Source organism: Brevibacterium sp. HMSC063G07, assembly GCF_001810665.1.
Taxonomy (GTDB): domain Bacteria; phylum Actinomycetota; class Actinomycetes; order Actinomycetales; family Brevibacteriaceae; genus Brevibacterium.
In genome coordinates, this window is record NZ_KV802350.1 from 67635 (window position 1) to 79415 (window position 11781).

General features: G+C 66.6%; 9 protein-coding genes. 5 read left to right on the forward strand and 4 right to left on the reverse strand.

Translation table 11 applies throughout. From position 1 onward, the window contains the following. Positions 1 to 15: 15 nt before the first annotated feature. Entirely contained in the window at positions 16 to 621 is a 606-nt protein-coding gene (locus tag HMPREF2757_RS05750; protein WP_256278275.1) for a TetR/AcrR family transcriptional regulator, read from the reverse strand. Positions 622 to 712: 91 nt separating this feature from the next. Here HMPREF2757_RS05750 and HMPREF2757_RS05755 point away from each other — a divergent pair, with 91 nt between their 5' ends. From HMPREF2757_RS05755 to HMPREF2757_RS05765, 3 genes are all read left to right on the forward strand, one after another. Beyond that, on the forward strand, positions 713 to 1945 hold the full coding sequence (locus HMPREF2757_RS05755) for an MFS transporter (protein WP_070574201.1): 1233 nt from the start codon (positions 713 to 715) through the stop codon (positions 1943 to 1945). Beyond that, positions 1942 to 2589 carry an NAD(P)-dependent oxidoreductase gene (locus HMPREF2757_RS05760; RefSeq protein ID WP_070574202.1) on the forward strand — a complete coding sequence of 216 codons (648 nt, stop codon included), beginning with the start codon at positions 1942 to 1944 and terminating at the stop codon, positions 2587 to 2589. The genes HMPREF2757_RS05755 and HMPREF2757_RS05760 overlap by 4 nt, the downstream gene beginning before the upstream one ends. Positions 2590 to 2746: 157 nt before the next feature. Next, complete coding sequence (locus HMPREF2757_RS05765; RefSeq protein ID WP_070574204.1) at positions 2747 to 3874, forward strand: TetR/AcrR family transcriptional regulator C-terminal ligand-binding domain-containing protein; 1128 nt, start codon at positions 2747 to 2749, stop codon at positions 3872 to 3874. Positions 3875 to 4084: 210 nt separating this feature from the next. Here the strand turns inward: HMPREF2757_RS05765 and HMPREF2757_RS05770 are convergent, their stop codons facing one another. Together HMPREF2757_RS05770 and HMPREF2757_RS05775 are read right to left on the reverse strand one after the other, a co-directional pair. Next, positions 4085 to 5167 carry a hypothetical protein gene (locus HMPREF2757_RS05770; protein ID WP_218079076.1) on the reverse strand — a complete coding sequence of 361 codons (1083 nt, stop codon included), beginning with the start codon at positions 5165 to 5167 and terminating at the stop codon, positions 4085 to 4087. Positions 5168 to 5288: 121 nt separating this feature from the next. After that, complete coding sequence (locus HMPREF2757_RS05775) at positions 5289 to 5879, reverse strand: isochorismatase family protein (RefSeq protein ID WP_070574206.1); 591 nt, start codon at positions 5877 to 5879, stop codon at positions 5289 to 5291. A gap of 151 nt (positions 5880 to 6030) precedes the next feature. Here HMPREF2757_RS05775 and HMPREF2757_RS05780 point away from each other — a divergent pair, with 151 nt between their 5' ends. Both HMPREF2757_RS05780 and mobF read left to right on the forward strand, forming a co-directional pair. Continuing rightward, positions 6031 to 7011 carry a GlxA family transcriptional regulator gene (locus tag HMPREF2757_RS05780; protein WP_070574436.1) on the forward strand — a complete coding sequence of 327 codons (981 nt, stop codon included), beginning with the start codon at positions 6031 to 6033 and terminating at the stop codon, positions 7009 to 7011. A gap of 180 nt (positions 7012 to 7191) precedes the next feature. Then, a complete protein-coding gene (gene mobF / locus HMPREF2757_RS05785; RefSeq protein WP_083304129.1) occupies positions 7192 to 10758 on the forward strand; it encodes a MobF family relaxase in 3567 nt (1188 codons plus the stop codon). A gap of 276 nt (positions 10759 to 11034) precedes the next feature. Here mobF and HMPREF2757_RS05790 read toward each other — a convergent pair whose 3' ends face one another. After that, positions 11035 to 11655, reverse strand: a complete 621-nt coding sequence (locus HMPREF2757_RS05790; protein WP_070574208.1) for a TetR/AcrR family transcriptional regulator — start codon at positions 11653 to 11655, stop codon at positions 11035 to 11037. Positions 11656 to 11781: the final 126 nt, after the last annotated feature.

Sequence of the window (11781 nt, forward strand, 5' to 3'; positions counted from 1 at the left end):
CCCCTCCACTGTCGCTCACGCCGTGTCAGCGGCCGCAAGGCGACGGGCCGCTGTGACAACAGCCGCGCGTCGCCTGCAATGCTCCTCCTCGGTGGGCGGACCACACAGCATCCGGGCCACCTGAGGCACCGTGGACCACCAGCCCGCGATCGAGAGCACGAACAGAATCAGATGGGCGGCATCAATGTCGCGGGTGATCGTGCCCGCCTCCTGCCCCCCCACGACAGCAGCCGACTTGTAGCCGTAATACTCCCTCCGCTGGGCCTCGTCGGGCACTTCGTCGTCGAATGCCAGAGCCTCCCAACGCAACAGGCGGATCAGCTCGGGCCGCTCACGGTGATAGTCGTAGACCCGCCCGGCGTAGTCCCCGACGTCCTCCCTGGCGAACGAGGCCACGGGCACCGACTGAGCGACCTGCGCCAACTCGTCACGCAACACCGCAGCGAAGAGCTCCTTCTTGCCTCCGAAGTAGTTGTACACCCGCTCCTTGTTGACACCTGCCTTCTTCGCGATCTGCTCGATCGTCGTGCCATCCGGCCCGCGGTCGGCGAACTCCACCGTGGCCGCGTCCTTGATCTTGCGCTTGGTTCCCTCTGTGTCCCAGGCCACAGTCTGCGTCACACTCCTAAATTGCATCTCCAACGTTGAGGTTGCACCCCACGCCCGAGCATACTAGGGTAAATTCCAACGATTGCGTTGGAAGGAGACGTGCATGCCCTCGAACCTCCCACATCCCGAAACGACGGCTCCGGAGAGGTCGCCCTCACGTGACATCGCCAGCCCGGACTTCCCGGCTGGCGGGGTCGCCGTCGTCATCCTGGTAGTGACGGCCCTGTTCGTCCTGACACAGCTCTACGCGGCGATCCCGCTCTTGAGTCCAGTGGCTGCCGACCTCGGGGCTGATGCGACCTTCGCCCTGTCGACGAGCTTCAGCCTCACCTACGCCGTGGGCTTCCTCATCTGGGGGCCGATCTCCGACCGGTACGGTCGAAAGCGGGTCATGGCCGTCGCCATCGGGGTGCTCGCGGTTGCCACGCTTGTGTGCGCGACGGCTTCCTCCGTGCCGGTGATGGCGGCGCTGCGTGCTCTCCAGGGCCTCTCGGCAGCCGGGTTCGCCCCCGTTGCGCTGGCCTATCTGACCGAGGCTGTCGCACCCAACAGACGGGCTGGAGCGATCGGAGCGATGTCGACCGCGTTCCTGGTCGCGGGCATCTTCGGCCAGGTCGTAGCCTCCACGGTGGCGCTGCAAGCGGGCTGGTCGTGGTTCTTCGTGCTCTGCGGTGTCGTTCTCGCGATCACCTTCGTGCTGATCCTCACGCTCGTGACCGAGGCGCCCAAGCATGCCCCGTCGATGTCGCTCCTCAAACAGTTCGGCAACCTTGCGCGACTGCTGGTCATGCCAGCGATCGTGCTGCTCAGCATCGCGCACGTGACGCTTCTGCTGTCCTTTGTCGCCCTCTACACCGGCATCGGACAGCACCTGGAAAGCCTCGACGTGCCTGCCTCCGACATCATTCTCATCCGATTGGCCGCCCTGCCAGCGATGTTCGTCAGCCTCGGCGTTGGGGCTCTCGCGAAGCGTTTCGGCATCGTCCGGGTCGCCCAGACCGGCTTCACGCTCGCGGCTGTGGGCATGCTCGGAGAATTCTTCCTCTCCGGCACCTTGCCCGGCCTGATCGCCGCGAGCATCGTCTATGTCGCGGGCGTCGCCCTGGCTGTACCGTCCATGATCAACCTGTACGGAGAGACAGCCGCCCCGAATCGGGGCAGCGGGATGGCCATCAACGGATTCATCCTCTTCATCGGAGCCAGCATCGGCCCGATCGTAGGTGGTGCGATCACCAACCTCAGCACTCTGGCTATCGTTCTGGTCGCGCTTCTGGTCATTGCCGCAGTGTCCATCCTCTGTGTCTCCATGCTCAACCGAAAGGCGACCCGGTCATGACTGATGTCCTACTCCTGGGGGCTACTGGCCGCACCGGCAGTTTCCTGCTGAACCATCGCCCCGCGGGTATACTTCTGCATGCGGGAGTTCGACCCGGAGACGCCACGCGACCACTGCCGGTACCTGAGCACGCCGACGATGCGCGGGCCATCGACATCGATGACCCCACCCGTATGCGAGAAGCACTCACAGGCATCGACATCGTCGTCAACACCATCCGGCTGCGAGAGGAGATCGCGGCGACAGCACTGATCGATCTCCATGACCGGATCGTCGACGCTCAAGACGAGTCTAAGACTCCGTTGATTGTCCACGTTGGCGGAGCCGGGGCGCTCCATATGGGCAACGGCCGACGTTTCTGGCAAGACCCCGCCTTTCCCACCGTGACTCTCCCGCGCGGAGTCGCCCATGCCGCACTCCGAGACCACCTCGAATCCGAGACGGCGCCACACCGATGGGCTTACCTCATCCCGCCACCCAGCTACCAACCCGAGGGGCAGTTCACCGGCTCTTTCCGGAGACGGCCGCCCGCCGCCGACGAACGCACGTTTCTTCAGTCCAGCATTAGCTACGAGGACTTCGCCCTCGCCCTCGCCGACGCGATCCGCGACGCCTGGACTGGAACACATCTGATCTCAGCCTGACCGCACCAGCTGTTGGCGCATCGCCGAGCAACGATGGTCGACGCCAAATAGCAGCGCCCGCTGCAGGCCGGTGCGGAGCACGAATCCAGTCGCGTCTGTGCAGTCGGCAGGCTCTTGCGCAATACGTGACGCGACACCCAAGGTGGCACATCCCAACATGCCTGGCCGTTCAGGGAGACCCCTCGACCCCAGCTTCACCCCAGCACTTCGACAAGCCGCGGCCGAGATCCTCGCCGAGGGCAGCAAGCTCACGGTGCACGCCCTCTCGGAGCGCACAGGGGTGGGCAAACCGGCGATCTATCGCCGCTTTCCGAACACCGCTGCGCTCGCTCTCTCCGTCGTCGCCGATCGTCTCACCGGGGGACAGGGGCCAGACACAGGCAGTCTTCGTGGTGACCTCACCGCGACCCTCCGGCGACTACGCGACAGTCTCGCCGACCCCGCGATATCCGCTGGCCTGGCCCTAGTCGTCGCAGAACGGCGTCTGCCCGGGGTCGACTTCGGTCGAACCCTCATCGACCCCTGGTCGGACTCCATAGCGCTGATGATACGGCGCGCGGTCGAGCGCGACGAGATTCCTCCGGGAGTCGATACCGAGGCCGTGTTCCTTCTCCTGCTCGGGCCCCTTCTGCTACACGTGATGCTGCCCGAGCGTCCCGCGCTCGACGACGACTATCTCGAGTGGTTCGCCCAAGCCGTACTGTCCGGCCTGGGGCATCTCCCCGAACTCGCGCATCCCCGATGTGCCAGCCAGCGCATCCTTGATGCCGCAGGAGCCGAGTACGCTGCTCATGGCTTCTACGCGACCACTTTGGATCAGATCAGCGAGCGAGCAGAGGTCGGCCCCCGCGAGATTCGCGCCCGATTCGGCGATACGAAGCAGCTCGCTCGGGTGCTCCTGGACTACGAGCGCACCGCATGGGCGGCATGGGAGAAGACCATCCGCGGCCGATCACTGACTGGCGTCGCCGCCGTTCGCGAACTCCTCCTGCTGGCCGCCAACCATTACGCCACCGATCAACGCCTCCAAGGCGCAGCCAGGCTCGCCGTCGAGTCTCATCACATCGATCCACGCCGTCCTCACCCCTACAAGCGCCAGCTCCAGGTACTGCGCAGAGCGGTAGGCCGGGACCTATCGGGCCTACCCGACGGGACAACCGCAGACGGATTCACCGCCACTGTCCTGGCCACCTTCGCCGGCCTGACCACTGCGGTGAACGGCCAATGGGCCGACCTTCCTGAACGGATCGGACAGTTCTGGGATCTGCTCAAAACCACCATTTAGGTGAGGCATCTCGCCGGCTCCTTCCGCGCGTCCCCGATGCCAAAAACCGCTTCGCTTGGAGCGAACTTGCGTGCCTGCTCCGCCCAGTCCTCGTCTCTGGCGAAGGAGGTCTCGTACGGAGAGTCGGGCGGCAGCGACAAGCCCTCCTGGCCACGAAAAACACATCGCGGCCAGGAGGGCAGGGCGTTCGAGGAGATGCTGCAACGGCTGCTAGGCCGCGTTGGCGTCCGCATCCCCGCCGGAGGCGGTGGTGGCCGGGCGGTCGCTCTCCCCGTGGAGCTGTTCGAGGATGGTGTCCGAGAGGAGGTCTTCGGTGCCCTTGAGGGCGTCGGCGACTTCCTGGTCGGTGGGGAAGACCATCTCCGCGGCGACGTTGTCCTGCACGATGCGGGCGAGGTTGTCGAGGGCGACGAAGACGTAGTCCTCGGGGATCTCGGCGGCGGGCAGGTCGATCAGGTGCGTGTCGACGCGGGCGGGGTCCATGAGCTCGCGGATGATGATGGAGTTCTGGTTGAGTACCGAGGTCGTCCAGATCGAGATCACCACGACGTAGAGGTCCTTCCACTGCTGGTGGCCGATCTTCTTCTTCCACCGCTTCATGATCTTCTGGACCCCGGTGATCTGGGCATCGGAGGCGTACCACATGTTGGTGCGGATGCTGTCGTAGACGCTGCCGGAGAACGCCTCGAACGACCGGATGGAGAAGTAGCCGAGCTCGATCGACTTCTCGATGAACCGGATGCCGGAGTCGAGGATGTGCCGGCACGAGCGCTCCAGCTCGCCCGGCAGGTCCGCGTCCCGCAGCTGTTGGCGGGCGGCGCCGAGGGTGTCGGCGAACGCGGAGAGCGGGGCGACCCAGTCGCTGGTCTCGGACCCCTTGAGGTAGGGCGCGATGATCGAGAAGATCCCCAGCGGGACGTGCGCGATCGACTTGGCCAGCTCGAAGGTCTCCGGGATCGGGTGGAGGGTCTCGGTCTTCCCGTTGTGCACGAGCGTGTACTCCCCGCCCTGCGGATCGTTGTTCACGATGATCACCGGGGACAGGTGCTCGATGAGCTCGGCCTTGAGGGCGGCGTAGTTGCGCTGCATGTCGGTGTCGATCTGGAAGATCGCGTTCCGGGCGCGCACCGTCGGGCTGGACCAGTACGCGGTCATGTCCAGGTCGTGCGGGTCGATGTCCTCGGCGCGACGGTGCGGCGAGCGTGACGGACCCTGTGGGCGCGGCTGCTGGTGGTGGCTGGGGTTTCCGCCGTGGTCGTGGCGGACCGGGCATCCCTGGTTCTCGTAACCCATGGGTCTCTTCCTCCTTGAAGATGCAGTGTGATGTGACCTCTGGTGCCCGGCCCCCCGGGGTCGGGGGTCGGGCACCAGAGCCGTGGCGAGTTCGGGTTACCGTCTCGCCGGGTTCGGGGTGTTACCGGAGGTTGCCGGGGTCGGCAACGACGACGCCGTAGAGGTCGGCGATCGTGGCCAGCGCGCTGTTGTGCAGCTGGGTCGAGGGCACCTCGGCCACGGCGGTCTGCAGCGGGCGGGTCGCGCAGGCGCTGGCGACCACGGTGGGCTTCTTCCCGTGCAGGAAGGTGCCCTCGGCGGTGAAGGTGACGCACATGTTGGTCATGAAGCCGGCGATGATGACGTCGTCATGGCCGGCGGCGGCGACGAGCTCGCCGAGGTTGGTGCCCACGTAGGCGTTCGGCGCGGTCTTGGCGACCACGGCCTCGCCCTCGATTGGTGCGACCCTCGGGTGGATCTGGCCGATCTCGTCGTGGATGTCGTACGGGGTGCCGTCGCCACCGTCGTTGACGATGTGGATGACCGTCGCCCCGGCCTGGCGTGCGCGCGCCAGGAGATCGGCGCCCGCGTCCAGGGCCGGTTCCCAGCCCTCGAGTTCCATCACGCCGCGGGTGTAGGTGTTCTGGAAGTCGACCATGACCAGGGTCGAGTCGGCCAGGGTGGCCGGGGTGTCGTCGAAGCCGTTGAGCTGGCGGAGTGTCGTGCGTGCCATCGTTCTCCTCGTCCTAAGAGTTCCGGGTTCCTCCCGTGTCCGGGAGGGGGTACTTCGACGCTATGATCCGACCCAGCGCGTCGGCAATGTCATGTAACCTGCAAATACCGACATGTCGAGGAGTGGGTTCAGCTGAGAAGGGGTGAAGGGCGTGGTTGAACGTCTCGTGGTGGTGGTGCTGTTCGAGCGGGTCGATCTGCTCGACGTGACCGGCCCGCCGGAGGTGTTCGCGCTCCTGCAGCGCGAGATGGATGAGCCGACCGGCTACGAGGTCCTTCTGGTCGCACCGTCGATGGAGCCGGTGACGACATCGGCGGGTGTGCGTGTCCTGCCGGATGCGACCTTCACCGATCTCGAGGGCCGGTCCATCGACACCTTGGTCGTGCCCGGGGCGGTCGATGTCGATGAGGACCGGCGGGTCACCGCGCTGGTCGATCCCGAGATCGCCGCGCATGTCGCGGACCTGGCGCCGCGCACCCGCCGGGTCACCTCGGTGTGCGTCGGCGCACACGTGCTCGCCGCGACGGGATTGCTCGACGGCAAGCGGGCGACGACGCACTGGTCGACGGCCCAGCAACTCGCCGCCGAGCATCCCGCGATCACCGTGGACGCCGACCCGATCTTCATCCGTGACGGGGACGTGTGGACCGGTGCCGGTATCAGCTCTTGTCTCGATCTTGCCCTGGCCCTGGTCGCTGATGACTTCGGTGAAGCGCTCGCGCAGAAGGTCGCCCGCCAGTTGGTCGTCTACCTCAAGCGTCCCAGCGGGCAGAGCCAGTTCAGCGTGCCCTTGGAACCGGCCTCGACGACGCGGCGGGTGGACGAGCTGCGCCACTACATCCGGGAGCACCTGGCCGAACCGCTCACGGTCGCCGAGCTCGCCGAACGGCTCCACGTCAGCGACCGGCAGCTCACCCGGATCTTCAAGACCGAGCTGGGCATGACCCCGGCCGCCTACCTCGAATCGGCCCGCCTGGAAGTCGCGCGGAACCGGTTGGAGACCAGCGACGACACCCTCACCCGCATCGCAGCTGCCTGCGGATTCGGCACCGTCGACACCCTCACCCGCGCCTTCCGCCGCGCTCTCAACGTCACCCCGGCCGAATACCGCGCCCGCTTCCGCATCCACTGACCAACCCGACCCGGTCCCTTGCCGGTCCTCGCGTCGTCCGGCGCCTAGAGAGCTGCCGTCCCTACTACAGCCCCGCGCACCCCACACACTGTTGGCACCAGGGGTGCCCGGGGTGCGCTGACGCGCACCTAACCCCCGAGGCGGCCCCTCTCCGAGGCCTTCTCGGGGAGGGGGTACGTGATGGTGATGACGATCCGCGTGATGTCGTCTGGATCGGGCTACGAGTACCTCCTGAAGTCTGTCGCCACTGCCGACGTGCCCCGCGAGGCCGGTTCATCCCTGACTCGCTACTACACCGAGACGGGCTGCCCGCCCGGCACCTGGGCCGGCCGCGGACTCGACAGCCTCGACACCGGACAGGGCCCAGCGCTCGCGATCGGTGACACGGTGACCGAGGAGCATCTCGAGAAGCTCCTCGGCCGCGGCGTGCACCCCCTGACCGGTGCGAAACTGGGCCTGCCGTATCCGAAGATGCGTTCGGCGCAGGAACGCATCGCTGACCGCATTGCGCGCCTGTCCGACGAGCTGCCGGCCCAGGCGCGCGAGCGGGCGATCGAGGAGATCCGCAACGAGGAGATTGCACGCAAGCAGCCCAAGGCCGTTGCGGGATTCGATCTCACGTTCTCGCCGCCGAAGTCGGTGAGCGTGCTGTGGGGCGTTGCCGATGCCGCCACGCAATCCCGCATCGCCGAGGCCCACCATGCCGCCGTGCGCGACGTGCTGGCCCTGCTCGAGGAACGGGTCGCGGCAACCCGCGTCGGGCACGGTGGCGTGGCACGTATGCCCGTGACTGGCGTGATCGCTGCGGGTTTCGATCACTTCGACTCGCGGGCCGGGGATCCGCAGCTGCACACGCACCTGGTCGTGTCGAACAAGGTCCAGGGCATCGACGGCAGGTGGCGCAGCCTGGACTCTCGCACCCTGCACCGGGCCACCGTCGCCTTGTCGGCGACGTACAACGCGCTGCTGGCCGATCACACCACGCGCATGCTCGGCCTCGCCTGGACGGATGTCGACCGCGGCCAGGACCGCAACCCCGGATGGGAAATCGACGGGGTGCCCGCTGAGCTCATCGCCGTGTTCTCCCAGCGCACCACCGGCACTACCGACGGCGAGGGCATCGCACAGGCCACTCAGCGGCTGATCGAGGAGTACACCACCACGCACGGGCATGCACCGTCGAAGGCGGCGATCGCGCGGTTGCGCCAGCAGGCAACCCTGGAGACCCGTCCGAACAAGGAACTGCACTCCTTGGCCGAGCTGACTGCGCGGTGGCGTGCCCGCGCGACCGAGCTGCTGGGCGAAGACGCAACCGGCTGGGCGCACGGCGTGCTTGCACGCAATCCCCACACCGTGGTGCGCGCCGACAACATCACCCCGGAGCAGATCAGCAAGGTGGCGGAGAAGGTGCTGGCCGAGGTCGGCGACCGGCGCGCCACCTGGTCGCGGTGGAACCTCCACGCCGAGACCGCCCGCCAGCTCATGGGCGCACGGTTCGCTACCACCGAGGACCGCACCACGGTGCTCGACCGCATCGTGCACCAGGCCGAGGAGGCCTCGGTACGGCTGACTCCCGGCTACGACCGGCTCGTGCCTGATCACTATGTCGATGCGGAGGGGGCGAATCGGTTCCAGCCGGTCGACCAGATCGCCTATACCTCGCAGGAGATCCTCGACGCCGAACAGCGCCTGCTCGACCACTCCGACCGCACCAAGGCTCCTGCCGTAGACGAGCGGCGGATACGCCGCCATACCCGGCGGAAGATCGACCGGGTTCGGCTCGCCACTGACCAGGTGAGCGCGGTGACACGGATCGCGCGGTCCGGTCTCACGCTGGACCTGCTGGTCGGTCCCGCCGGGTCCGGCAAGACCACCGCGCTGAGGGCCTTGCGGCGGGCGTGGGTCGCCGAGCACGGCAGAGACTCGGTGATCGGGCTGGCGCCGTCAGCTGCGGCTGCCGAGGTCCTCGGTGACTCGTTGGGGGTGCGGGCGGAGAACTCGGCGAAGTTCCTCTACGAACACGACAAGGGCCGCTGGGACCTCGCCGCCGGGCAGCTCGTTCTCCTCGATGAAGCCTCGCTGGCCGGCACCCTGACCCTTGACCGGATTGTCACGCATGCCGCCGAGGTCGGTGCGAAGGTCGTGCTGATTGGGGACTGGGCGCAGCTGGCCAGCGTGGAGACCGGTGGGGCGTTCGGCATGATCGTGCGCCACCGCGGCGCCGTTCCCACGCTGACTGGTATCCACCGGTTCACCCACGACTGGGAGAAGAACGCCAGCATGGGCCTGCGTCTCGGGAAGACCGCGGCCCTCGACACCTACGAGGACGAGGGCCGCCTGCACGATGGCGAGCTCGAGAACATGCTCGATGCGCTCTACCAGGCCTGGCAGGCCGACCGCGAGACCGGACTGTCCACCCTCATGATCGCCGGCAACGCCGAGACCGTCGCCGAACTCAACCAGCGCGCCCGCGCCGACCTCATCGCCACCGGCGACGTCAAAGAGCAGGGCGTCGCGCTGCGGGACGGAACCGAGGCCGGCGTCGGCGATCTGATCGTCACCCGCCGCAACGAGCGCCGCCTGACGACCGGGAGCATGAACTGGGTGAAGAACGGCGACCGCTGGCAGGTCACCGGCCGCGGCAAAGACGGGTCGCTGACCGTCCGCCGCCTCGGCAAAGGCGACCGCCCCCACGGCAGGGCCCTCACGCTGCCGGCCAGCTACGTGGCCGAAGACGTAGAACTCGGCTACAGCACCACCGCACACCGCGCCCAGGGGGCGACGGTCGACACCGCGCACGCACTCATCGACCCCAACAGCGCCTCCAGGGAGCTGTTCTACGTCGCGATGACCCGCGGACGCGAGTCCAACCATGCCTACGTCGTGCAGCCAGATCCGCACGAGCTCGAACCCCACCTCGACCCGCCCGAAGAGCTGACCCGAGTCGAGCAGCTGGCCCGCGTGCTCGCGCGCAGCGACGCAGACCTCTCAGCCACCGAGACCCTGAAGGCCGAGATCGACAGGCACGCCTCCCTGAAGACTCTGATGGATGAGTACGACGTGCTCGCCCGCGAAGCCGACCACGACCGCTGGGAGGCCCTGCTCGACGTCGCCCCATTCACCCCCGAGGTGGCCGACGCCGTGTTCACCAGCGCCTACTACGAGCGCCTCGAAGCAGCACTGTCCCGCCACGAAGCCGACGGCCACTACCTCACCACGCTCCTCACATCCCTGGCCCCGACCATTACACCCGGGGACGATCAGAACGATCCTGCCGCGCAGCTGGCGTCCATCGTCGAGAAGGCAACCCGGTCGCTCCCGCGACGCCGCGACGCTCGGCCCCGCGTCGCCGGCCTCATCCCCACACCAGCCGGACCCCTCGACGACGACATGCAGGCAGCGCTAACCGCTCGCCAGGACCTCATCGAAGCAGGAGCACGCAGGCTTCTCCTGCATGCACTTGATACTGGGGAAGACTGGACGAAGGAACTGGGAACCCCACCGACGCGGGGGCGGGTCCGGACAGCGTGGATGGAGAACGCCGCTACCGTCATGCTGTATCGGTACCGCAACGACATCGAAGATGCGGCGCCGCTGGGTGAACCGAAGCAGATCCGCGGTACCGCGCAGGACGCCCAGTACCGGCACGCTGCGGCTGCTCTCCGCAACGTCAACGAGATCAACAGCGGATTCGAGGCGGACGCTCGCCGGAGCCCTATCCGACGAGACCAAGGACGCTCTCTGTGACCGTGAGCGCCGAGCTGCCTCACAAGAAGGCGCCCATGCTGACGAACGCGCCGGCCACGGCGCCGCGCTGAGCGAGCCCCGTGAGGATTTTCGGCTTGTGATGGCGACGTGGCGCTGCCATCCCTTACTGGTCTCGCTGGTTTTATAGACCGGCACATTCTTTTGGCGGACATCGCAGACTACGACAGCGCCATCCTCCTCGTTTCTCGACGGCAGAAAACCGCGCCGCGCAACACGATCGCCATATATCTCCACGAGTCACTAGAGCCTGAGAAATCAGCCTAGAGAGCCGTTGAGGGCCCCGCGGATGTATGGGTGAAGGCGTTCTATCCTTGCAGGGAGTGATGCCCAGGAGTCAGCGAGACCCGCGAGCACCTGTTCTCCGATGAACATGGCATTGATGACTTCGGCAGCCTCAGCAGTCGCGACATGTGAGGGAATGGAACCGTCGCCTTTTCCGGTATCGATAACATCTTTCACGATATCGATCCACCGGAAGAACGGGTTGCTCGTATTCGTCGGAAAGTCGACGCTCGGCTGGTTTATGAGGCGAATGCCGCCTTGAACCAAGGAGTCATCGGCGATCAGGCGTGCCAGATCGTCGGCCAGCCGGAGGATCGTTTCGGGTGCCGGGAGGTCACTCTCGAGTGCTGCGTCGAGCACGCTGAGCATGCGTTCTTGCTGGGCTTCGATGACAGCGGCCGCGATGTCTTCCTTCTTTCCAAAGTGGAAGAAGAGAGCGCCTTCGCTACTGATGCCGGACTCTTTGCTTATGTCCTTAAGTCGCGCCTCGGCGAATGTGAGTCTCGCAAACACTCGGCCTGCGGCGTCCAGGAGCTTTGCTCTCGTTGCGATCGAGCGCTGCTGCCGGGGCCGGGCAGGGCCCTCGCGCAGCATTGCATCTTCTATTCGGTTGGTCATAGACACCTGCCGTTGCTCATCGTGTGAGCACCTCTCTTCGTTGCTTCGGGCTGACGCGACACGCACCCGCCCAACTCTACTTGGGGCGGCCGTTGGTGGCCT

Coding starts and splice junctions, on each gene's coding strand:
- HMPREF2757_RS05755 (WP_070574201.1), top strand. CDS start 713: ATGCCCTCGAACCTCCCACATCCCGAAACGACGGCTCCGGAGAGGTCG.
- HMPREF2757_RS05760 (WP_070574202.1), top strand. CDS start 1,942: ATGACTGATGTCCTACTCCTGGGGGCTACTGGCCGCACCGGCAGTTTC.
- HMPREF2757_RS05765 (WP_070574204.1), top strand. CDS start 2,747: ATGCCTGGCCGTTCAGGGAGACCCCTCGACCCCAGCTTCACCCCAGCA.
- HMPREF2757_RS05770 (WP_218079076.1), bottom strand. CDS start 5,167: ATGGGTTACGAGAACCAGGGATGCCCGGTCCGCCACGACCACGGCGGA.
- HMPREF2757_RS05775 (WP_070574206.1), bottom strand. CDS start 5,879: ATGGCACGCACGACACTCCGCCAGCTCAACGGCTTCGACGACACCCCG.
- mobF (WP_083304129.1), top strand. CDS start 7,192: ATGGTGATGACGATCCGCGTGATGTCGTCTGGATCGGGCTACGAGTAC.
- HMPREF2757_RS05790 (WP_070574208.1), bottom strand. CDS start 11,655: ATGCTGCGCGAGGGCCCTGCCCGGCCCCGGCAGCAGCGCTCGATCGCA.